13 protein-coding genes and 1 pseudogene are annotated in these 25,500 nt (G+C 45.5%); 8 read left to right on the top strand and 6 right to left on the bottom strand.

Translation table 11 applies throughout. From position 1 onward, the window contains the following. Positions 1–130: 130 nt before the first annotated feature. The 3 genes and pseudogenes from mqo to argJ form a co-directional block, all read right to left on the bottom strand. Positions 131–1,759 (bottom strand): annotated as a pseudogene (gene mqo, locus IM753_RS03670) (malate dehydrogenase (quinone)); the annotation flags it as partial. A gap of 339 nt (positions 1,760–2,098) precedes the next feature. Beyond that, on the bottom strand, positions 2,099–2,290 hold the full coding sequence (locus IM753_RS03665) for an NF038104 family lipoprotein (protein ID WP_065254879.1): 192 nt from the start codon (positions 2,288–2,290) through the stop codon (positions 2,099–2,101). 43 nt (positions 2,291–2,333) lie between these two features. Continuing rightward, complete coding sequence (gene argJ / locus IM753_RS03660; RefSeq protein ID WP_065254880.1) at positions 2,334–3,548, bottom strand: bifunctional glutamate N-acetyltransferase/amino-acid acetyltransferase ArgJ; 1,215 nt, start codon at positions 3,546–3,548, stop codon at positions 2,334–2,336. A 278-nt stretch (positions 3,549–3,826) separates the two neighbouring features. Here argJ and IM753_RS03655 point away from each other — a divergent pair, with 278 nt between their 5' ends. Further along, complete coding sequence (locus tag IM753_RS03655) at positions 3,827–4,192, top strand: hypothetical protein (protein ID WP_062498992.1); 366 nt, start codon at positions 3,827–3,829, stop codon at positions 4,190–4,192. Positions 4,193–4,331: 139 nt separating this feature from the next. Here the strand turns inward: IM753_RS03655 and recD are convergent, their stop codons facing one another. The 3 genes from recD to IM753_RS03640 form a co-directional block, all read right to left on the bottom strand. Beyond that, positions 4,332–6,452, bottom strand: coding sequence for an exodeoxyribonuclease V subunit alpha (recD, locus tag IM753_RS03650; RefSeq protein ID WP_065254881.1), 2,121 nt, complete (start codon positions 6,450–6,452; stop codon positions 4,332–4,334). Between the two features lie 114 nt (positions 6,453–6,566). Next, the gene (locus IM753_RS03645) at positions 6,567–10,436 is read right to left on the bottom strand and encodes a UvrD-helicase domain-containing protein (protein ID WP_065254882.1); all 3,870 of its coding nucleotides are present in this window, start codon (positions 10,434–10,436) and stop codon (positions 6,567–6,569) included. Between the two features lie 157 nt (positions 10,437–10,593). Continuing rightward, positions 10,594–14,865, bottom strand: coding sequence for an exodeoxyribonuclease V subunit gamma (locus IM753_RS03640; protein ID WP_194108691.1), 4,272 nt, complete (start codon positions 14,863–14,865; stop codon positions 10,594–10,596). Positions 14,866–15,130: 265 nt separating this feature from the next. Between IM753_RS03640 and IM753_RS03635 the strand changes: the two genes are divergently transcribed. The 7 genes from IM753_RS03635 to IM753_RS03605 all read left to right on the top strand — a co-directional run bounded on the left by IM753_RS03635 (position 15,131) and on the right by IM753_RS03605 (position 25,498). Further along, positions 15,131–15,295, top strand: coding sequence for a hypothetical protein (locus tag IM753_RS03635; RefSeq protein WP_194108690.1), 165 nt, complete (start codon positions 15,131–15,133; stop codon positions 15,293–15,295). A gap of 290 nt (positions 15,296–15,585) precedes the next feature. Then, positions 15,586–19,380: a DNA polymerase III subunit alpha gene (dnaE, locus tag IM753_RS03630; RefSeq protein ID WP_194108689.1), complete on the top strand. Its 3,795-nt coding sequence runs from the start codon at positions 15,586–15,588 to the stop codon at positions 19,378–19,380. Between the two features lie 22 nt (positions 19,381–19,402). Beyond that, complete coding sequence (locus IM753_RS03625; RefSeq protein WP_194108688.1) at positions 19,403–20,206, top strand: RNA methyltransferase; 804 nt, start codon at positions 19,403–19,405, stop codon at positions 20,204–20,206. A 119-nt stretch (positions 20,207–20,325) separates the two neighbouring features. Then, positions 20,326–21,075, top strand: coding sequence for a molybdate ABC transporter substrate-binding protein (gene modA, locus IM753_RS03620; RefSeq protein WP_227713063.1), 750 nt, complete (start codon positions 20,326–20,328; stop codon positions 21,073–21,075). 113 nt (positions 21,076–21,188) lie between these two features. Continuing rightward, positions 21,189–21,875, top strand: coding sequence for a molybdate ABC transporter permease subunit (gene modB, locus IM753_RS03615; protein ID WP_065256191.1), 687 nt, complete (start codon positions 21,189–21,191; stop codon positions 21,873–21,875). 2 nt (positions 21,876–21,877) lie between these two features. Further along, positions 21,878–22,519 carry an ATP-binding cassette domain-containing protein gene (locus IM753_RS03610; RefSeq protein WP_065256188.1) on the top strand — a complete coding sequence of 214 codons (642 nt, stop codon included), beginning with the start codon at positions 21,878–21,880 and terminating at the stop codon, positions 22,517–22,519. Between the two features lie 174 nt (positions 22,520–22,693). Further along, a complete protein-coding gene (locus IM753_RS03605; protein ID WP_194108687.1) occupies positions 22,694–25,498 on the top strand; it encodes a P-loop NTPase fold protein in 2,805 nt (934 codons plus the stop codon). The last annotated feature ends 2 nt before the right edge of the window (positions 25,499–25,500 follow it).

Here is a 25,500-nt window from a genome sequence, read left to right as displayed (position 1 = left end):
TCACTCACCCTTTATTTTTGTATTTATGTCATGCTTATGCTACTTTTTTAGGCTCGCTCTGGCTCTCTTCGCCCACTTCTACCACTGGCTCTTTGGCATCAGGAGACGGCACAAACTTAGTCGGCTCTGGCACGTCTGCACTATCCTGTGGCTCGGGAGTACTTTGGGTTTTTGATGTATAGACCAGACCCAATGTGCGACTGGTGTCGGTACGCACCTTATCAAGCAGTTCTGGATTTTTTGCCAAATCCTGTCCATAAGACGGGATAATCTCCAAAAGTTTGGCATTCCATTTGCCCTGCACTTCATCAGGGAAAGATTTTGCCAACAAATCCAACATCATGTTTGGCGATGTAGACGCCCCCGGCGATGCACCGAGCAAGGCACTAAGCGTGCCATCTTGGGACGCAAAAATCTCTGTCCCAAACTGTAATTTGGCAGGCTCATTTGGCAGTTTTTTGATGATTTGCACACGCTGACCGCCTTGATTTTCTATCCAGTCGGCTTGCTTGGCTTCTGGATAATATTTACGCAGTTCCGCCATTTTTTGTTCAGGCGAGAGTGATACTTGACTGACTAGGTATTTTACCAAATCCAAATTATCCAGTCCCACCGCCACCATAGGCAAAGCGTTATCTTTGGTCGCTGATGCCAATAAGTCGGCTTGTGAGCCATTTTTTAAAAATTTATTTGAATACGTGGCAAAAGGTCCAAACAGTACGTATTTTTTGCCGTCAATATAGCGAGTATCAATGTGTGGCACGCTCATGGGTGGTGCTCCAAGTTCGGCACGTCCATAGACTTTGGCGGTGTGAGCATTGACCACATCAGGGTTATCGGTCATCAAAAACAGACCACCCACAGGGAATCCTGCATAATATTTGCTCTCAGGCAGTCCTGTCATTTGTAGCATTTTTATCGCCGCACCACCTGCCCCGATAAAGACACGGCGAGTCTTAGTGTGTGAGACACTATTATCGGCAAGATTTTTGACACTCACCGTCCACGTGCCGTCATCATTACGGCTAATACCCGTCACTTCGGTGCTAACTTTTAGGTTAAAATTGCTATTTTTGCCCAAATGATTGATGAGCTGTGTGGTGATTGCTCCATAGTTTACATCTGTACCGATGTCCATGCGAGTGGCGGCGATTGGTTGGCTGTCGTCACGCCCTTTGGTAACGAGCGGTGCCCATTGCCCTATCTCTGCCTTGTCTTCGCTATAAATCATGTCGCTAAACAAAGGGGATTTTATCATGGCTTCGTGGCGACGTTTTAAAAAGTCCACGTTGTCACCCCACACAAAGGCAATATGTGGCACTGGATTAATGAATGTTTTGGGGTCGCCCAATGCTCCGTTTTTGACTTGGTGCGTCCAAAACTGCTTGGAAATCTCAAACTGTACGGCAGTTTTTTCGGCACGCTCAATCGAGATACTGCCGTCTTCGGCTTCGGCGGTGTAGTTCATCTCCATGAAGCCTGAATGCCCCGTGCCTGCGTTATGAAAGCCGTTTGAGCTTTCTTGGGCGACTTTGTCAAGGCGTTCGTACATTTGTATCTTCCACGTCGGTTCAAGCTCCGACAGATACGTGCCAAGCGTTGCCGACATGATGCCGCCGCCCACCAGCACCATGTCCACCACAGGTTCATCACCTGCCAATTTCACTGGTTTGGTCGCCACAGGACGAAACAAAAACAGTAGCACCGCCACCAAAACCACGATTAACAAAACCCCGACAATCATCAAGATTTTTTTCATTTTATTTGTTTTTGTCATAAAACACCTAAATTTACAATGCATTTGCAAACAAAAACGGACTTAATTTAAAATTGCTTAATCATTAAAATTGGTTAACCATTAAAATTGTTTAATATTTTATTTAGTTTTATAAATTATTAAACAATGTATGATTAAAAAATCTCAACCTAAGTACGTTTCAAAGCCGGCTATTATAAAGAAAAAATCTCAAAAGGGTTAGTTTTGTAATATTATCCGCCCTGATAATTACAAAAACACAACATTAGAACAGTTTTTTGTCCCAATGTTGTGTTTATCATTTTGCTAAATTGTAACTATTTTTTAATATTCATTTAATATTTAATCATCATCTTTGCTGTCTTTTTTGTCGCCATCAAGAATGACCGCCCCAACCACTTTTGCCGTGCCTTTAACCACGCCTTTGGTGGTCTTGTAGGCAACTTTGGCAGGGGTGGTGACGACTTTATGAACACAGCCTTGCAAGATTAGGGTAGATAAGGTTAAAGTTAAGATGATGGATAATTTTTTCATGGGTTGCCTTTTATTAAGTAAATTCCGATTTGCCTTGTGTCAATTATGAACGATAGTCCGCATTGATACTCACATATTCATGCGACAAATCGCAAGTATAGACCGTATCGGTGCAATCGCCCTGCTCTAAATCAATACTGACCGTTATCTCAGGGCGACTCATGACCGCTTGCCCCTGCTCTTCGGTATAACCGTCCGCCAGTCCGCCACGCTGACAAATAGCAATCTCGTCGAGCGATACACTCACACGGCTTTGGTCAAATGGCACGCCCGCATAACCCACCGCTGCCAAAATCCGCCCCCAGTTCGGGTCGGACGCAAAAAATGCCGTCTTGACAAGGGGCGAATGAGCCACCGCATAGGCGACTTTGGCACAGTCGTCCGTGGTCTTACCGCCTGTTACCTTGACCGTGATAAATTTGGTCGCCCCTTCGCCGTCTCGCACGATGAGCTGGGCGATTTTTAGCATTACTTCTTTGATGGCTTGATAAATGGCTCGATAATGGGCGTGGTTTTCGCTGTTTATCAAATCCCCCACTTTGCCTGTGGCGATAAGTGTACAGCAGTCATTGGTGGACGTATCGCCGTCAATGGTAATGCGGTTAAAGGATTGATTGGTTAAGTCCACCAAGATTTTTTGGAGCAATTCTGGGCTAATGTGAGCGTCTGTCGCCACAAAGCCCAGCATGGTCGCCATGTTCGGGCGTATCATGCCTGCCCCTTTACTGATACCCGTTACTGTGTAGGTCTTACCATCTATCGTGGTCTGCACGCTATGCCCTTTGGGGGTGGTGTCGGTCGTCATGATACTGTGGGCAGCGTTTAGCCAGTTATCCGCTGTCAAGTCCGCCAACGCCTTATCAAGCCCTGCGATAATCCGCTCGCTTGGCAAAGTTTCGCCTATCACACCCGTGGAGTATGGTAGCACCTCGCACGCATTCACACCTGTTTTGTCCGCCAACGCTTGACAAGTCGCCAACGCCCTATCCAAGCCGTCCTGCCCCGTGCCTGCATTGGCGTTACCTGTATTGATAAGTAGATAGCGTGGTGTGTGCGTTTGGATGTGTTTACGCACCACTTGCACGGGAGCTGCCACAAAGTAGTTTTGCGTGGTAACGACCGCCACGCTCGCCCCATCATCTATCTCAAACACCGTCAAATCACGGCGGTTTGCATAGCGGACACCTGCTTCACAAATACCGATTTTTACGCCATCAACGGGCAACAATGGCACAAGACTAACATCACCGACTGGCATGGTTTTTTCCTTATTTGGTTTAAAATAACAATTTGATTTAAAATAAAACCATTGTACCAAAAATTTGTGTATTTTTGTAAAAATTTATGGAGCAAAATCATGTGGATGGTTTTTTATTTTTATACTTTTGAAAAATGGATTATGTTAAATAAATATAAAGACAAAACATTACCATTGTGATAATAATAAGAAAATAAGTTTTGTTAAAATGGCTAAGCATAGCTATGCATATTAGCATGTCATTAATAACACACTTTATATTTTATCAGGAATACGTTATGAACATCACTACCCTACGCTCTGTCGGTGCCATCGCCTTAGTTGCCATGGGCTTGACCGCTTGCCAAAGCACACCCACCAACCCTGTCATCGCTCGGGCGGATAACACGTTTGAGACCACGGGACTGGGTAAAACCAAAGCCACCGCCCAAAACAACGCCCTAGCGTCCGCCAAAGCCCAGTGCGGTTACAAAACCCCCGTCGTCATCAATGACACCACCACCTACAATGGCGTGATGGACGAACGCATGGGGCGAGTCATGGAACAAGGGGCAAAAGTGGTCGGCACGATACTCGGCACAGGCTCCCCTGAACTAAGCCGTGATGATGATTATGAATATTTTATTAAATTTCAATGTCAATAATTCTCATCTTTTTTATAAAAACATTTTTATAAAAACATTGGGTTAAATATTTATCCCAATGTTTTTATTTTTTCAAATAAATTATTTAAATTTGACAAATTTTAATTTAACCTATTTTATATTTAAAATTTTTAAAAACTTATTTTAAATCCACCCCACTTTTTATGTCATCATGTACTAATAATCCTGTTTGGCGGATTGTTGGGGTGTTGACCGCTTTTAATAACGCCTGCTCGGTGCTGTATATCGCTACTTTGGTTTTGGCACGGGTAATGGCGGTATAAATCAGCTCTTTGGATAACAAACGCTCGTTATCGTCATTAAAAACCACAGCGACTTTTTCAAATTCCGACCCCTGTGATTTATGCACAGTCATCGCATAGGCGGTCGTGGCAATATCGCCGTCTAGCATATTAATCGGCAAGCCTTTTACCGAATCACCAAAATACACCGATAATTCATGACCCCGTTTGCCACTTTGCAAGCAAATGCCAATATCGCCATTAAACAATCCCAAATCATAGCGATTTTTTAATATCATCACAGGGCGACCATGATACCAAGGCGATTTTACCGTGGGCAGTTTTAAATAATCACGGTGTAATGATTCAATAAAGCCATTAATCAACTCATCACCACAACTACCAATATGCGATGCGGTCAAAATGCGATATTGATTAAACCGCTCATTTAATGTTTTTAGCTGTTTTTGTTTTTCATCATCACTATATGTGGCAAACTGCTTTTTTAATGTTTTGGTTAAAGCAAAAAAGCCGTCAGATGTCATATATTCATCAGCGATGTTTTTATAAAACTGCTGTCGCAAAAATGACGGCTGTGCTGTTAAAAAGGCAATGTCCGTCCATGACAGATGGCTTTCTTGATGAATGAGTGCGGTGAGCTTGTCAAAGGCGATATTCTCCGGTTGATTGACAAGCTCTGCCAAACGCCCAATGCCCGAATCCTTAGAAAAACGGTTGGATACGACCAAATGCGTGCGTGTCGTCATCAAGCTCGGTATGCGACACAAGTCCGCCAGCACCGCCCCTGCGTCCACCGCCGAGAGCTGATGAGCGTCGCCAAGTAGGATAATCCTAGCCCCACGCTTGACGGCACAGAGCAGATGACGTGCCAGCTCCGTGCCAAGCATGGACGCTTCATCCACGATAATCAGCTCATACGGCAGTGGGTTTGACGCATGGTAGCGGGGTGTGCCACTCATGCCAATGCCAAGCAGACGATGGATGGTCATCGGCTCGGGCAGGACGATATTGGTCTGACTGCCCGAGAGTGCATTTTGAAGCGACTCCGCCATACGCTGTGACGCCTTGCCCGTGGGGGCGACCAGTGCCAAACTCAGCTCTCCGCCCACATCTGACAGGGCATGGTGCAACGCCAGTACAATCTGTGCGACCGTAAAAGTCTTGCCCGTCCCCGGCCCGCCCGTGATGATACTAAATGGCTCGCTCGCCACCTGTCTGATGGCTTGCTGTTGCTCGGGGTTTAGCGATGGGTTGATGGGCAAATCTAGGGCGTGGATGGGACTGTGGCGAATCTCATGAATGGCGGACAACAGCTCACGCTCCGCCTGATAACTGCGACCAAGCCACAGATACAGCGTGTCATCATCATGATAAAACACCACCGCCCCATCCGCTCGCTCATCATAGCCATGAACAAAAAAGGGGCTGGCGTGCAATCGCTTGATAAACTCATCAAAATCCCGACCCAGCGTAATACTCGTCACATAATAAAAACGCAACGCACAAATCATCAGCTCGCCAAGCTGTGCCACCACCTGCTCATCTGACTGATGACTGTGGCTTTTGGTGATGATACTGTGCCGATAATACCGCTCTTTTAGGTCGTGTTGGGTGTGATGGATATAATGAGCCAAAGCCGTTTTATCATTTGATAATTCATCAATACGCCCAAAAATAGCATTAAAATCCAACTCATCCCCCACTTTATCGCTAATTAGCGACATCACGGGATGTAATACTGACAATTGCCACGGGCTTAATTTATCATAGACGGTATTTTGATTATTGTTAATATCATCATGCTTCTTTAATACTAGCACCGTATGCCCGTCATGTAATAACTGACTGATGACAAAATGAATCAAACAAAATATCGTCTCATCAGCCGTATTAAATACAAAGTCATCAATACGCCCTGTCTCATGATACCAGTTAGCATTATCCTGCATGCGTCTGGTGAGATATTGGGCGATGTTGTTTTGATAGGGGGTATTCATGGATTTCCTTTTATCTTAGCGGTTTATTTTAAAATAAATAACGCTCATTAATCGGTTTTAGCCAAATTGTCTGATTAAATCATTTAATAAAATATAAAAACTTAATCAAATCACTTAACCAAATAATTTATCCAACGCATAAATAAGTGGTAATGGCACTTGCCAAGCAATATGCCCCAAGGTCGGGTCATGTTTATCCACGCCCCGCAAAAAGACAAATTCCACCGCTCCCAAATACTGCTCTTCACGCCCGACATAATCTTTTATGCGTAATTTTAATAAACGGTGCAATGCCACTTGATATACACACGCTTGGAGCCAATAGCCTGCTTTGTTCATGGCGGATTCTAATGAGTCATGGCGATAATGCGACAGACTCTCGCCGATAAAGTTGGATTTATAATCCACAACATAAAACTTGCCTTGATGTTCATAAACCAAATCCATCTCGCCATTGAGATATTTATAATAAGCAGATGGGTTTTGCTCGGTGAGTATTATCTCTTTGTCGCTGTACGTTTTAAATATCTCATTTAGCTCATTGATATTAAAAGACTCGGTCAATCTTAGGGTAAAAGACATTTCTTTGGCAAGGCGATTGGGGGCTAATGCACTCAAACTTATCTTTGATGATAAAAATGGTGTGTGGCTAATGTCATACAGCCATTCTATCAATGCTTGATGATGGTTTAATACAGCCTGATTAGCCAATTCATCATCTGATTCATTCGATATATCGCCATGGGTGCTGTGATAAGCATGGGCAAAGTTTAATTGGCGAATCTCATCATCAATGTGACTGCTGATGTTGTTTTTATCATTGGGGTCGATAAATTGTAATAAATGATGTAAAAATGTTCCTGCATTTACGCCTTTTTCAAATAATGGGCGAATGTCATTCTCAGGATAAGGGATAATATCATCCATGGGCGTCGCCATTTGTGGGATGATGGTTATCTCATCATCGATGGCATTATCATCATCCATCACCGATGGTTTATTAAACGCACTCATCAATGCCGTAGCACTGGTCTTGGACGCCCCATAAAAATACGCCTTGGCAAATACTGTCTGCCACGGCTGATAATGCATCGGGGTCAATACCATATCATCGCCTTGATAGCTATCGGTTATCAGCTGTTCTGATTCTGCCAACTTAACCACATTTACATTATCCGCCAATCGCTCGGGCAATACGATTTCTTTTTCACTACAACCGAACCATAAGAATAAAGGTCGCTCATCTGTTTGCTTGGCACTATATAAATCCTGCCCGACCACAAAAGTCTGCTCTGATGCTCGGGTCAATGCCACATAACCCAGTCGCAAACGCTCATCAAGCAATTCTTGGTCTTGTTTGGTTTTATAATAATTGCTTATTATCTCATTATCAGCCACTTTATCTTTGATGGGGGAGATACGGCGGTTATATCGCTCATCACTATAAGCATAAAACATGTCTTTCTGGTTCTTGCTTGTGGCAGGGTCATCCAAATTCATCACATAGACAATGGGGAATTCCAAACCTTTTGATTTGTGAATGGTCATGAGATTCACGCCCGACTCGCTTGGCAATATTATCCGTTGATAATCTTCATTATCATCTTGTCCTGTCATTTTATCAGCAAGCCAATTCATGAGTTTTATCTCATTATTATCCTGATGGGTATATTCTCGCCCTATCAGTTCGGTCAGTTGCCACAAATCCGCCAAATATCGCTCGCCTGCCTTGGCGGATGTTTGCCACAGATTGTCATCGGATAACGGATGGTGCAATAAAGCATAAGTCAAAGCACTGGCAATGCCATATTTTAAAAACCGCTGATGGCATTCTTTTAAATAAAAAACAACGGACTGGACGACTTGTTCGTCATTTAACAAATCAGTAACTTCTTTTAACTCATGGCCAAATAATCGGGTAATCAAAAGTCGTCCCAAAATCTCTCGCTCTTGGCTTATCATGGCAGTGAGTAGGGCATATAAATCTTTTGCCGACTCTGTGGTAAAAACATTAATGTCGTTGGGCGAAATCGATGGAATGCCCAATTTATCCAACTGTTTTTTTAATTGTGCCAAATCTTTTTTGGTGCGTGCCAATACCGCAATGTCATCAGGTTTTATTTTTTTATCATCAAGGGTATGTCCGCCTTGCAATAAGCTATTAATATGATGGGCGATGTATTGGTATTTATCCAACTTTTTGTTGTCATCATCTTTTTTATAAGGCAAATGCAATAATGTTAATGGTTTATGCCCTAAATAATCAAACAATGTGGAATTATTTAAATATTGCCATGATAATAAACTTTGCTCTTTGTGGGCAGTGATGGACTGATAATAAATACCGTCGCCCAGATAAGCAGGGTTATGGGCGTTATCTTGATGAGCAAACCAATAATTTAAACTGTCGATTAACCCGCTATTAGAACGGCGGTTGGTCGTGAGTTTCAGATCGCTGTTTAATAAAGACGGTGATGTATCAGTCTGCCCATAATGTTTAATGCTGTTATAATTGGCAACATCCCCACCCCGAAAACGATAAATCGCCTGTTTGGGGTCGCCAACCAATAATAAAAATCCCGTTCTAGATTTGCCTTTGTCTCGCCTTTCTTTAAAATAATCCAAATAAACAAGCTCTATTAAGCGTTTTTGCAGTCCATTAATGTCTTGGGATTCATCAATCAATGCCACAGGATAATGATGGCGAATGTGCCTTGCCAGCTCAGGGCTATGCTCTAAGGCTTCGATGAGTCGCACCATTTGAAAGGTAAAGGTGCTTTTATGCTGACGCTCTAAGGTGCTTTTTAATAATGCCCGCACATCTTTGGCGATGGTTTGGTATAGATAGGATTTATAATAATCAGGAATTTCCTTGATGGCAGTCACTGTTTCACTGATGATTAATAATTTATCTAACGGCAAAGCAAGAAAGGCTTGTTTGTTATCTTCAAAATTGTTTTTAAAATTTGTTTCTTTTTTAATGTCTTTTAAGTCATTCAAAAAACTTTTATCTTCATCACTGATATGATTCACAAAATCCAATCGATGGATTTTTATCATTTCCATGATATTTTTTAAACGTCCAAATTCTTTGACGGCTTTTCCACGATTTACAAACCCAAATGCCAACATATAATCAAGCTCATAAAAAGGCTCAAAGACGGATATAATCTCAAAGACAGACATCAGCCGTTTATCCAATATCGCCAAATACTCATCCACACTTGCCATGGTATCAATGGGAGCGTCATAGAAATTCAACGCCACGGCAACTGCTTGATGTGCCGAGCCGACATCGCTAAACACCGCCTTATCAATGAGTGCATACAGTGGCAACTGGGCGACTCGCACATGCTCACGGCGTAAGGCGTCATGAATGAGAGCATGGGTTAGCTCATTGCTGCTCGTGCTAAGCTCGGTGTTCATCTGATAGCCGATTTGGTCGGCAAATTCTTTGAGCCACTTTTGGGCAAGACTGTCTAGCGTTCCCACAAACAGCTTATCCAAGGTCGCAAGCAGGAGCGAACACCGCCGAATCGCCAGCGTCAAGGCATTGGGATCGCTGTCTGTGATGAGCTGTTTTATCAAATGCTCATTAATCGGGTCGTTATGGTCGACAATGCCTGCCACGCCTGCCTGCTCTACTATCTGCCCCCATGTCTCATTGATGTCTCTGGCGGTATCGCTGTCCGTATCTTGGGCGTGATAAAACCAATGGGCATGGGTCGCCTTTTGCCCGTTTAGCCAAGAGAGATAACGATAAAAACTGCTGATACGAGCCTGTATCCGCTCTTGCATTTCGCTGGCGGACGCTCGTGTGAAGGTCGTGGCAATAATACGCTCGGGGGCGTATTTTTTCTCTATCAATAGCCGTAAAATAATGCCGGTCAATGTCCATGTCTTGCCCGTGCCTGCGGACGCTTCTATCAAATAGCCATTACTGAGCGTGCAAGCAATGGCAGGGATGTGGGATTGGGTTGTCATTTATTGTCCTTATCACTTTTTTCATTAATTCTGGTTCAAAAAGTATGCTAATAAGAAAACCGTTCATGGCGAGCCATGCCTGCCCATGACGGTTTTCCTACCCGCAGGCATGGCTCAGGGCGAACGGAAAACCGAGTTTGGCATACCTTTTAAACTATTACCTTTTTTCATTTAACTTATCAACAGCAATCAGCGAGCCAAACATCAGCTGATACAAGGGCAATGCTAAGGGCAGATACGTCGTCAGGGCTTTGTAGGGGTCAGCCCCTTGTAATGCCAACTGCCATGTCTCATGGCGACTGTCGGTTTCATAAATATCACTATATTCATACCCTATCCATTTTTCAAACAGCTTAGGCGTGATTTTCGCATCATCGGTCTGACTACGGGCGATGTATGCCAAAGCGTCTCGGTGCGTCATGACAATCAGCTCACGTTTGGCAAGCTGTGCCAATACGATTAGGTTTAGGATGTGGGCTTTGGCGGTGCGTGTGTCAATGCCACCGATGGCAAATGTCCGCCCTGCCAGATGAGTATCCCCGCCTGCCTTGCGGTATTGCCACAGGCTAAATTTATCATCATCGCCCGTCATCTGCCATAACAGATGATGAACAAAAAAGCGGAACAAATGCTCGGCTCGGACGGTGCTTGGCAAGATGGTTCTCCACGATGTATCAGATGGGTCATCGGTCGGCAGACTGGCGGTGATGTCAATGTGGATGTCATCACAGATGAGCGGGACACTTTGCTCAGAAGTGGTGCTTAGCACACCGCCCCCAGTACCTAATGCCTTGGCATAACGCTCATCCTGTCTGAGCATATCTAGCGTATTACCAAACTCGACAAGGTCGTCTTTGAGCTGAGTAAAATACTCATCAGGCGTGGATAAGCGTAACTGCCCTGCCGGCAGTCGGTCGCCATAATACAGCGACTGCATGGCAAAGATAGCGTCATTATGGCGATGGTCGTCTGCCCTGCTCATGGTGTCTAGCACCTGCCGAAATGACCCATCGCCCGTCTGCGTGTCAAACAGCCCAAACTGTGCCCCACGAATGAATAGCTCATTCATGTGATAATCAGCCAATGAGTCTAAGTTCAATGGCTCGTTTTGCTCATCGGGGGTGCGTTCTTTGTCAATCTTGACTTTGTCGTGTAGGTAGGTTTTGCTTAGGTTTTTAAAGCGACCGATAAGCTCGCCTGCCTGCATGTGTGTCGGCAAGGTCAGCTCATAATGCTCACACATCGCCTTGATATGATGGGCAAGTGCCTTATCATCTGGGCAAGCCAAAGACTGCCCAAGCCAGTCTGCTAACTCCTGCACTGCCTTATCATCCATGATGAGCGATGATGGCTGTGGCGTGGCGACTGGACTGTCTAGGGTGTGGCGGATGTCTTGCCACAGCTGTGGCGGGGGCAGGGCTTGTTTTTGGCGGTGTTTTAGGGCGGTCAGTCTCGCTGTTAGGTGTGCTTTGAGCTGTCCTGCCATGTCATCGGTAGGGGTCATCTGATGGTCATCATGATAATACACCGCCTTGTCAAAGAATGTCGGGCTATGGTAAGTGATGAGATAATCTTCGACTAGGGCAGGCATGAGCTGATTGATGAGTGTGGTAATGTCATCATTCATGCCGTCTGTCTCTGCACCCGTCTGCCAATCATCCATGCCGTCAGCTCGCCACTGAGCTTCGGTTTTTAAAAACTCTATCAGCTCTCCCACGACAGACGCAGGTAACAGCTTGGTTTTGCCGTCACTGCTTAGCCCTTGATAAAAAATCAAACACGCATCTTTGGTGCATAGCAAGGCATCCAAAAATGCCCCATTATCATCATCTTCGTTATAGCGGTCGCCCAGTCGTCGCACCCCTGCACGCATCAAATCAAGTCGCACCGCCCTGTCTTGGCGTGGAAAGGACGCCAAATTCATGTCCAGCATGACCGTCAAGCCAAAAGGAATGCTCCGCACCGCCCCAAAGCGAGCAAAGGTAATGACTTCTGACGGCTCGGCACTAATCGCCTGTGCCTTGACCGTCTCGGATAAGCTCTCCAACACGAACTTCATCGACAGGCGAATCTCATCAGTATTTGTCACACTGCCGACCTGCTCCTGCCCCACGGTCAGATGGCGATGATAATAGCGGTTCGCTCGCAGGCTACTCATCATGGCGTTTTTGGTGTTAAAAATCGCCCGCATGGCAACGCTGTCATGCCAATGCCCAAAGTAGCGGTTGATGACGTCATGCTCGATGTGGTTCAAAAGTCGCTCCACGCTGTCCACGGCAGTGAGCTGTTGGCGGTTGGCGGACAGTCCTGCATGGATGGCGGTCAAGGCATGAATCACAGGCTCATCACCCAGACTTACGCCCATGAGCGGTAAGCTCGCTTCACCAAACGCCCCTGCACGCCACACAAAGGGGTGTAAGGCACGGCTTGGGGTCTTGGTCGGGATCAACAGCCCCAACACCAAACGGTCTAAGGCATGGCTAAACGTATAACGATAATCGCTGTCATCAGCGTGCAACGTCGCCGATAAGTGTCTTTCATCAAAGCCCCGTCTAAATCCTGCCTGCCTTAGTAACTCCACGCCCCGTCTCATCTCATCAAACGACAGCCCAAAGCTCTCATATAACGCAGGGGTCAGTAGCCATTCATAGACTTCGTCAGCATAAAACCGACTGGTCGGTTCACCAAGCAGGGTATAAAAGCCCATGATAGCCCCTATCAGCTCATCAATGCTCTTATCGGGCGTGCCTGTGATTTTGATGGGCAAAGTCAGCCCGTCCGCTCCCCGTCCGTCAGGGAACACCGAGCGAATGATGTCTTCGCTACTGGCGATGTCAGGCAGTAGCACGACCACATCAGCAAGGCTTCGCTCGGGGTTGTCATTGAGATATTTGGCCATCATGAGCCGAGACAGCTCCAACTGGCGTTTTAGGCTGTGGCAGGCGTGAATGGACAGACTGCCCATGTCCGCTCCGATGTCTAGCCCAAGCGGTGTCTTGGGGCGGACTTTTTGCATGAGCATATCATCTGCCACATCGTCAGCATGGGCAAACAGCTCATCATCGAGCAAAGTTGCCACGACTTGCCCGCCTGCCTGCTCATGGACGTCCTTGTCATGGTTTAGCATGAGAATGTCCGCCTTTAAGCCTTGTAGTAGGTTCGGCAGTGTGCCACTCTCAGGCACGGGTTCATCAAAATCATCCTGCCAACGCACCTGCCATGTGGCGTGGCTGTCGCCCCCCGATAGGTCAGCAAGCATGGCAAAGGTGTCTCGGGATTCTTTGCCCAGTCGTGACAGCAGTCCATGCCCGTAGTCTTTGAGATAGACCATGTGCGGACGGATGATTTGCTGGGTTTTTAGCCATTGCCTATCCACAATGTCCGCCCAAAACATCATCGATGGGTTAAAGTGCAGTAGCACCACATCCAAAGACAAAGACAGCTGTTTTAAAAAATCAAGCTCCACTTTGGGGATTTGTTGCACGGTAAATAGATATAAGGCTTTGGGCAGAGCTTGTATGGCACGCATGGACAGTGATTCGTTATTGGCATGATTGGCGTTGTTAGCCGTGCCGTCTCGCTTGCCTGACAGCACCTGCCAAAAACGCTCTTCTAACGCCAAGCGATAACGATACGTCTCGCCAAAAAGCTGTTGCCACAGATAGCCAAGCAGTCGCTCCAAATCCAGATAATGCTCTATGAGCCATTCGGGCGTGTCGCTGTCATTGGTCTTATCAGATTTGTCATTATCATTGTCATCGCTTGGCTGTATTGCTCCAAAGGCTTTATCCAGTCGTTCTTTCTCGCTCATCATCTGCTTGACGGTATCGGTCAGCGACACGCCATTTGCCCAGTCACGAAGCCACTCTGGGCGATGGGTCAAATACCGCACATATAGGCGTGATAACTCATCGCACGCCTGCCACAACCGAGTCTCGGGCAGGGTATTCGTGTCGTCATCATACAAAGGCTTTATCAAAAAATAAAGCGGATGAGCCGTATCATCAAGCAGTTGGGCATTTTTTTCAAACTCACTCATCACAAAGCCAAAAATCCGCCAACGCATGATGGACGCAGACAAAACCGCCACTTCTGGCACGGACAGAGCGTCATGAGGATGTGCCTGTGCGTCCAGTTCTAACACCGTTTTCATCATGTCCCACTGGTATTTGCCCCAAAACTGGGCGGTAAACAGCGTGCTAATACCCACACGGCTCGCCACAGTCTTGGTCAGCCAGTCGCCTAACACCATGGACGGCACGATGACGGTAAACGGGGTAAAAATCAGATGGGCAAGGTCATCTTCTGCGTTATTTTTTTGATAAAAATCAATCAAATGACCCACAAGATGGTCGGTGTTATTGGACTGGATGATATGAAACATGGACAAATCGGCTCGGTATTGATGATAAGATGACGACTGGGGCAAGCCCGAAAAATTTCCTTAATTTTACCGTGATTTTGGCAAATTTTCCATGTTATAATAACCCCATTTAAGCAATTATTGACAAATTTATACCCAACAAACCTGATATTTACCACGGGTTTGTAGGGACTGGCTCCACACATCCTTTAATGTTGTCATTTTTATGGGCGTGCTCAGCACGCCCCTACATCCAAACATCATTGCGTTTGTGGTAATTTTGAAGTTTTTTGGGTATATCAACACAAATCCCAATCCATTGATTAATATAATGAAAAAATCCGACATCAAACACGCCTGCTTCAAATGCTATCCTTATCTTAAAAAAGCCGTGTTAGGTGTCTTGGCGGTATTTGTATTGCTGTTTGTGGTGTCAATGGGCATAGGTTTTTATCAAAACAGCCAAGAGATTAACCCCATACCCGTGGCGTTATGATGATGGATTGGTATTTTAAATTAATGGTGCGTTAAGTTAAATTAAATAGATTTGTCAAGAAAAATGGTGGTTTGCCTGATGATAATGTTTTTAAAATCAATCAGTTATCTTTGTAACTATATTTTTCCTAGCAAATTTACCAAAATACCATGAATAGACACGACTCATTTTTAAACATGAAATTTTTAAAAACCATTTAAATTTTAAAAACCATTTATATAGTCAATAACCTTTTATTTTTTCAATTATTTTCCCAAACCCATTTTAAAAATTAAAAACAGAGCGAATTTATGTCATTTGTGCATTTGGGTGTGCGTACCGAATACGCCATTGTTGATTCTATCGTCAAAATCAAAGAGCTGGTCAAACGTGCCGTGGATGACGGGCAGACCGCCTTGGGCATTGCCGATTTTAAAAACACCTTTGCCCTAGTCAAGTTCTACAAAGCCTGCCTTAGTGCTGGTATCAAGCCCTTGCTTGGCACGGAAGTCATCACGGGCGATGATTTTAGTGCAACCGCCGAGCATGAGAGTTTTAGCGTCATACTCTACGCCATGAACAACGACGGCTACCAAAACATCTTACGCCTAGTCTCAGACAGCTACACCAACCGACCCATGGGCGAAAACGGCAAAGTGACGGTCAGCACGCCCATTGTGTTAAAGCGGGATTTATTTGACCCCACCAAAAATGCAGGGATTATCGCCATACTCACACACCGCTCGGAGATAACGTCCGCCTTGCGTGGGGGGATGAATGCGATAGGCACATGGCAACAAGCCTTTGGCGACCGTCTGTATCTGGCGGTCAAACGCACCCATATCCATGATGACGACCTAAACCGTGACATCATCATGGCAGGGGCGAGATTTGGCGTGCCTATCATCGCTCATAATGACGTGCGTTTTATGAACGCCAGTGTCCGCAGTCAAGGCAAAGAAGACACCGCCAGTACAGACTTTGACGCTCACGAAGCCCGTGTATGTATCGCCAGTGGCTATGTGCTGGCGGACACCACACGCCCCCGCATTTATAGTGAGTTGCAGTATTTTAAAACCCAAAGCGAGATGAGTGCGTTGTTTGCTGACATCCCCCAAGTCATCGAAAACACCGCCCTGCTGGCGTCTCGCTGTAACGTCACGCTCACCCTTGGCAAAAACTTTTTGCCCGCCTTTCCCATACCCGAAGGCATGACCGAAGAAGAGTTTTTCCGCAAGACATCCGAAGATGGGCTAAACAGACGATTAGATAAACTCTATCCGCCCGAGAGCCGAGACGAGAGCTGGGCGGACGTGCGAAAGCCTTATGATGAACGCCTTGAATTTGAAGTGGACATCATCTTAAAAATGGGCTTTCCGGGCTACTTTCTCATCGTGATGGATTTTATCCGCTGGGCAAAAGAAAATGGCGTGCCTGTCGGACCGGGGCGTGGCTCGGGGGCAGGCTCGCTGGTGGCATATAGCCTAAACATCACTGACCTTGACCCCTTGCGATATGATTTGCTCTTTGAGAGATTTCTAAACCCTGAACGTGTCAGTATGCCTGACTTTGATGTGGACTTTTGTATCGAAGGGCGAGACCGAGTCATCGCTTATGTTGCCGATACTTATGGGCGAATGGCAGTCTCACAAATCATCACCTTCGGTACGATGGCGGCAAGGGCAGTGGTGCGAGACGTGGCACGAGTGCAGGGCAAATCATATGGTCTTGCCGATAAAATCTCCAAACTCATCCCCAAAACCCCTGGTATCTCGCTTGATGACGCAGTCAAAGAAGAGCCTTTATTAAAAGATTTGCTCACCAATGCCGACACCCAAGACCACGAACAGGCGGTTGAGATTTGGGAGATGGCACAAAAACTCGAAGGCATGACCCGTAACGTCGGTAAGCACGCAGGGGGCGTACTCATCGCCCCGAATCGTATCAGTGATTTTAGTGCCATTTATGCCGATGATGAAGGGCATTTTGTCAGTCAGTATGATAAAGATGATGTCGAAGCGGTCGGACTGGTGAAGTTTGACTTTTTGGGACTTAGAAACCTGACCGTCATCAAGTCTGCCATTAACAACATCGATGAACGCCTTGCCAGAGAAGGGCTTGACCCCATTGACCTAGATGAATTGCCCCTAGATGACACGGCGGTGTATGAGCATGTCCTACAAAATGGCAACACCACGGCAGTATTCCAGCTTGAAAGCTCAGGCATGAAAAAATACCTAAAACAGTTAAAACCGTCCAACATCGAAGACGTCATCGCCATGTGTGCCTTGTACCGCCCCGGCCCTTTGGAGACGGGAATGGTGTCGGATTTTATCGACCGCAAGCACGGCATACAAGAAGTCGCCTACCCTGACCCCCAATATCAGCACGACTGGCTAAAACCTGCCTTGGAGCCGACTTATGGGGTCATCGTCTATCAAGAACAAGTCATGCAAATCGCCCAGACCTTAGCAGGCTACACCTTAGGCGGAGCGGACATGCTAAGACGTGCCATGGGCAAGAAAAAGCCCGAAGAGATGGCAGCTCAGCGGTCGGTGTTCGAAGAAGGGGCGATAGGGCTTGGCGTGGATGGTGAGCTTGCCATTAAGATTTTTGAGCTTGTGGAGAAATTTGCAGGCTATGGATTTAACAAATCGCACTCGGCAGCCTATGGCGTACTCGCCTACCAAACCGCTTATCTAAAACATTACTACCCTGCCGAGTTCATGGCGGCGGTACTGACATCGGAGATGGATGACACCGATACCGTGGTCTTTTTAATCAGCGACTGTAAGGATAACTTTGATCTAGAAGTGCTACCGCCATCGGTCAATCACAGCCAATTTCACTTCGTCGCTCGTGACCCCAAAACCATCATCTATGGACTAGGAGCAGTCAAAGGCGTGGGCGAAGACGCGGTCGCCAGTATCGTCAAGGCAAGAAGCGAAGGGGCTTTTAAGGATTTATACGATTTTTGTAACCGTGTGGACACCAAAAAAGTCGGCAAACGTGCCTTGGAAGCTCTCATCAATGCTGGCTGTTTTGATGACCTAGCAGGCGTGCTACGTCCCGAACTGCTTGACATTCATGGCAAAAACTTATCCTACCAAATCCGTGGCGGACTCTGGGAACAACTCCCCCAAGCCATGGAAGTGGCTCACCAAAACCGACTAAACAGCGAAGCAGGTACGTTTGACTTATTTGCCGAAGTAGATGAAGGGCTGTCCGTCGCTCCGCCCTTGCCTGACATCATCTGGGGCGACCAAACTCGCCTGCGTGGCGAGAAAGACACGTTAGGACTGTATCTGACAGGTCATCCCATGGATGCTTATCGTGATGAATTGCCTCGCTATACCAACGTCAAAAACCTAAGCGAAGTGTCCGAGACAGGCTATGGTAAATTTGCCTTAGTGGCAGGACTGGTGATAGACGTGGCAAACTTTGGCAACCGTGTCGCCATCACCTTAGATGACGGCAGTTGTCGCTTGGAGCTGAGCTGTTATATGGACAAATACCAACGTATCTCGCCCCTGCTTGAAAGCAACATCAGCCTAAATGCCGTCCTAAGCCAAAAATACGCCCATCTTGCCAAAGAAGACAAAAACTTCAACCCCAAACGCCTAAACATGCAAACATTGGCAAAGATTGACAAAAAAGACTGGGAACAGCTAAACAACCTAAACGGCGTGATTCTCATCGCTCGCATTAGCGTTAGCGAAAATGACGGACGGGTGTTCGCTCGCCTACAAGGGGGCAAGAACATCATCGAGTCTCGCCTAAAATCGTTGGACGGCTTGCACGTCAAACTGCACAGCCACGACACCGAGCGACTGTCGGTACTGACCAGCCTGCTAAAAGAGAACGTCCCGCCCAACCCTGATGAGATTGACAGATTCATCAAATCCGAAACAACGACCGAAGATGGGGGAGCCATCATTGACGCAAATGGCAACACCCCTGACGGCTGTCTGCCGGTGTCGCTGTATCTGTACGATGAATGCAGTATCTGTAAAGTGTTGACGAATGACCGTTTTCGCCTATATCCATCTGACAACAACCTAAACCGCCTAAGATACACCTTTGGGTCGGATTTGGTGGTGAAATAAGCCCTGATTTAGTTGAATTGACATGCCAAACACCCCCCCCCTAAACCGCATTCACACCATCATGGTTAATACAACCCTGCCTGCCAATATCGGCTCGGCAGCTCGTGCCATGCACACCATGGGACTGTCCCATTTAACCGTGGTCGCTCCCCGCCTGCCCATTGATGAGACCAGTCACGCCAATGCCGCTGGTGGCACGTCCGTCCTAGATAATGCCATCATCGCCGACACCATCGAGTCTGCCCTATCGCCACATGCCTTGATTATCATGGCATCGGCACGCACTCGCCATCTGCCCAAGCCTGTCATCACACCAAACAAGTGTGCGGTGCTGTGCCATGATTTTTTGGCTAAAAACCCCCATGCGACCGTCGCCTTGGTTTTTGGGCGTGAAGACAGGGGGCTGACCAATGACGAGCTGGCACTGGCGGATTATCATGTACAAATCCCTGCCAACCCTGCCTACCCTGTACTTAACGTGGCAAGTGCTGTGCAAGTCATCACAAGCACACTCTATGCTTATTTTGATGAGCAAAACAGCGACAAAACCAAAGATGACACCCATTATAATCAGCACAATCTTAGATACCAGCTTGACATCCATCATCGCACCGAATGGGATGAACCTGCCATCACTCACGCCCAAAAGATGGGACTTGATGACGCCATCACAAGCCTACTCATCAAGCTCAATCTCGCCCGAGATGATGAGCTAAAAGACCTGCCCAAACGCTTATCCCGCCTATCTTCTCGCCTGCAACTTGACCAAAAAGAATACGCCCTACTGCGAGCGTTATTGGCAAAGATTGACAAGAAGATTGGCTAAATATTGGCGAACTTACCACTTTCGGGCAATGGGCTGGGGTGTGATTTTGTTATACAATCATGCCATCATGCTTTTTCTTAACTGATGTCAATTTTTTAATGGTTGTTTTGGTGTCCTTTATGGAATCTTTGACCCTACCCCTATTATCTACACTCATGCTAAACCTGCCCGTTGCTCATGCTGACGTGACCGTCTATGCAGCAGCCAGCTTGACCGATGTCATGGGCGAGCTTAATGCGATGTATGAGACAAAATACCGCACCAAAGTAAAGACTTCTTATGCGTCATCAGGCACGCTTGCCAAGCAGATAGAACAAGGCGGTAAGGCAGATGTATTTATCTCGGCGGACGTGGCATGGATGACTTATCTTAATAGAAAAAATCTCATCAGTCCTGCCAACACCACGCATTTGCTAGGCAATCGCTTGGTGATGATTAGCCCTGCCAAAAACCCCGTCAAAGTCACGATGAGCCAAAATTTTAATATCACTGGCAGTTTTACAGGCAAGCTCTGCACAGGCAACACCGTCAGTGTCCCCGTTGGCAAATACGCCAAAGAAGCACTCACGCACATGACGTGGTGGCAGAGTATCAAACCAAGACTGGTCGAGACCGAAGACGTGCGTGTCGCCTTAAATTTTGTTGCCCGTGGCGAATGTCCACTTGGTATCGTCTACGCCACTGACGCCATCAGCACCCAAGCGGTAAAGACCGTGGCGACTTTTCCCACTAACAGTCACACGCCCATCATTTATCCTGCGGGACTTGTCCGTCCCAATAACAGCGATGCCAAGCGATTTTATCAATTTTTACAATCCAACGATGCCAAAGCAGTTTTTGAAAAATATGGATTTACCCCATTAAAATAAATCATACCTGCGAACACCACTTACAAATGGGCGTTAAAGGACATTAGTGGTCAGATTGCCCATTTTGCTTTATAATGTCGCCATCATTACCATCATTGCCATCATCATTTGCCATGTTATTGTCACTCAGCCCCGATGAGCTTGAAGTCATCAGCTTATCGGTCAAAATCGCCCTATCCTGCTTGCTCATCAATCTCATCCCTGCCATCATGATGGGTTATTTTTTGGCACGCTCACAGTTTTGGGGCAAGTCGCTTGTGGAGACCTTGGTGTATCTTCCCCTTGTCCTGCCACCTGTCGTCCCTGGTTATGTACTGCTTGTTCTATTTGGCAATCAAGGCGTGATTGGCAAGCATTTGAGTAGCTTGGGACTTGAATTTGCCTTTAATTGGAAAGGGGCAGTGCTTGCCAGTGCGGTCATGGGCTTTCCTTTGATGGTGCAGTCATCACGCCTTGCCTTTGAGATGATTGATACACGCCTAGAATGGGTCGCCAAAAGTCTGGGAGCCAGTAGGATTGGTACATTTTTTAAAGTGACCCTACCTTTGTCAGCAAGCGGTATCGTCGTTGGGGCGATTTTGGGCTTTTGTCGCAGTTTGGGCGAGTTTGGGGCGACCATCACGTTCGTAGGCAACGTCGCAGGCGAGACACGCACACTGCCCCTTGCCATGTACAGCTTACTGCAACAGGCTGACAGCGATGTCGCCATCATGCGACTGATGGCGTTCTCGGTCGGTGTGGCATTTGTGGCGTTATTTTTCTCGCAGTGGTATCATCGCCAGCAAAAACAAAAGGTGTAGCAATGAATAGCCATGACAAACCCACCTTTGACTGTGATGTCACCCTAAAACTGGGCAAAATCACCCTATCGCCAAAGTTTTGTTTTGATGACAACATCGTGGGACTGTTCGGGGCGAGTGGTACGGGCAAGACCAGTATTCTACATGCCTTTGCAGGGATTATCACACCCACATCAGGACACATCAGAGTCAATGGCACAACATGGTTTGACAAACAAGCCAATATTAACCTACCCATCCAAGACCGACTGGTCGGTTTGGTATTCCAAGATGGGCAACTGTTCCCCCACAAGAGCGTAATGGACAACCTGCTGTTCGGCTATCGGCACCGTGAAAAGTCTGCCCGCCGCTTCCATCCTGATGACATCATCAGCCTATTAAAGCTCGGACATCTGACCAAGCGTCTGCCTGCCAAACTCTCAGGCGGTGAAAAACAGCGAGTGGCACTCGGACGGGCGTTGTTATACTCTCCCAATCTACTACTCATGGACGAGCCATTGTCCGCCCTAGACAGTGAACACAAACAAGAGATTCTGCCATTTTTCCAAGACATCAAAACGATGAACATTCCTATGTTGTACGTCAGTCATGACATACAAGAGATTGAATTTTTGACATCGAGTGTGTATCGGGTGGTGAGATAGTGCTTATTGATGGTTTGATGTGTTGGATTGTATTTAAGTGTGTAAATGCGGTCATTTATAAATCCTATTTATTGTTGAAGGCACAGTACATACAATTTTAAAAAACCCTACCATTAAGCACACAATCATGCTAAAATTCTGACAGATTTTTATGTGTACACTAAGGAGAAAACCATGACAAACGCCACATCTATTACCATTGACCTAACACAGACAAGCAGTGTTCCGCTTGTTGATAGGGACGCCATTGTTCATCAGCAAGCCTTTGAGCGACTAGATGCTTTACTCAAGAATATCTTAGAGCGTTCTAACACTCAAAGAGATCAAGCCGCAATCTCCCATTTAGAAAAACAACTTTCCAAACAGATGGTGAATAACACCATTTTTATCCATGGTAAAAGAGGTGCGGGCAAAACCACTTTTCTCAAATCTGTCTTAAACCACTATCTTGAACCACAAAATCAACAGAGCAATCAAAGTCGCATACTACCCATTGCATTTATCGACCCAACCATTACGCATACTCATCAACATATCTTGATAGATATTATTGTAAAAATCAACATGGCGACAGAAGAGAAATTTAAATACTGTTCTGACGACAAAAAACGCCAAGAATATCGCGAAAGCCTACAAGCAATGTCTGAGGGCTTAAAACTACTAACAAATCACCAGCCCAATCCTGCCCATGATGCACAGTGGTTCTTACATCAGGCACTCAAAGAATCAAAGCATGGGCAGGTGCTAGAAGAAAGGTTTTATGACTACATTAATAAAGTGATAGACATCCTAGGGGCGGAGCTACTCATCATTGCCATTGATGATGTTGATACAGAAACCAAGGAAGCTTATGAGGTTCTTGAAAATATTCGCTCTATTATTACTCATCCACGAGTGTGTGTATTATTAACAGGTGATGAGAACCTATATAATACCATCGTTCACCAAAAGAAATTAGAAAGCCTAGGAAAAGCAGACGAAAAACAAATGCTGCATCTAGAATCAAAATCTGACATGGCAATACACCTAACTCAGCAGTATCTACTAAAAGTCCTACCCGCCCAGCAACGATTAAAACTCAAAGATTTATACAGTCTACTCAATGACAAAGAAGCAATTGACATCAAATTAAAACATCCAAATCTACCTAACAACAATACCGAAAAATCTCTTAGGGATTTTTGGGTGAATATATTTCAACAGGGACTGTTTTTGATAAAAAAGGAGGCGGATAAATGTGTTGATTTTGTATTACAGCAACCCATTCGCTCAGTAATACAGCTGTCAAAAATCTTGGCAGATGCCCAAGACCCCAAAAACCATGTTAGCCCAACAGCCTTACTAGAGGCATTTGCAAACGTGTTTTATAACGAGCTATTTACCGAAAAGTTTGACATGGATTTGCTTTACAAGCCCAATCCTGCCATTAATGGCATTGGTAAAACCATGGTTGAGTTGTACGCCAAATATGGAGAGTTAGAAACTGGTTTTTATGCTCGCCCTGACACCAACCATGACATGTTTAACGCATGCCAGCTCATCTTATCTACCTTGCTTGCCAATTATAACTCTACCAATAAAAATTCTTCCAAGTTGGGTGGTATGTTAGCCATGATGCTCGCAACAAGTGCACCTTGCAATATATTGGTAAACTATGTACCCGACCATGACAAAAGCGAGAATATTAAGGATTATATTAACTATATCGGACTATCAAACAAGGATGATATTTATAGTGTTGCTGCTCACTATTCGCCCATTATTTTAAACGATATTACCAGTGGTCTTGCGGTAAAATCGGGCGTGATAAGAATCCGCAGAAAAAGCAAAACTGAATTAAAAGAATACCTCAAAGGCATGAAAAGCAATCCCCCTATAAATGGAGTGGAGTATATAGATAATTCAGGTACTTTATCACGCTTATCTCAAACAGCAGAAAATTTATTGGTAGTCAAAGATGATGTGGATAAGAATAATAATATCTTAGCTACAGCCCTTTCTATCATTACTTGCCGCGTCTCAGGGCATGCCATTATGACATCCCGAGGGGTGCATGACCATATATCCTGCTATACCCTACTGGCATTTATTGCTGAGTTATTAAATGCCAAAGATGAAAGCTCTTTTGAGAAAACCTTTTATCAACGCTTAGAGATACCCACTTATAGCTCACCTACTTTCATGGGTAAAGCAGATGGGATGGAGGATATTGACACTGATGAAGAAAATAATAATTTAAATCTAAATACATCAAATAAAGATTTATATAAAGAGATTATTGACATGCTTTGGAATTGGAAGGGCGAGATGGATAAACTAAATATCCAAGGCATTTCTTCTGTATTGCAAGGCAAGGTCTGGACTAGGGTGTTTTATTCCTTAAGCCGTGTTTCGGAAGATTTGCGAAAAAAAGGGTTTTTTGATTCCAAAGAAAATCAGAGAAAAAACATTAATGGCGGTTTTGGCATTTTACTACATGAACTGATGACGATACATATCGTGGCAATCATTAATGCGGTTATGATTGAAGAGAGTCGCTTTTTAACATCTCGCAAGGCGGATGAAGGAATTCATAAAGTGTTGCTTACCGCACAAAACGTTAGTACCACTTTGGATAAATTTGAAGAGAGCCTAAAAAGAATAGGGTCTGTCCTCAAAGACACTAGCATTAGTTCAAAGATGCATGCCAAGTTAGGCTTACCTATTGAAGAATTTGAATGGATGAAAGGATTAAAAGAAAAACTACCCTTAACTTACGGCTTAATGACCTGTCCTTTGCTTATACCATTTTTAATTCACCCCCTACATAGTTTTGATGAAACTGCCGAATCCAAATGGAGAGAATCCACCGCTATCAAAGAGACAGTCAAAGCATTGCTGGCTGATAAGGGCTGGAAGGAATGTTTTATATCAGACAATGACTCTCTTCAAATTATTGACATGCATTACATTAGTGCATTACCTATCTTGCAAGCATAGGT

Source organism: Moraxella sp. K127 (assembly GCF_015223095.1).
Lineage (GTDB): Bacteria > Pseudomonadota > Gammaproteobacteria > Pseudomonadales > Moraxellaceae > Moraxella.
Note: the sequence above shows the minus strand (reverse complement) of the source record. Positions and strands in the feature narration are given on the sequence as shown.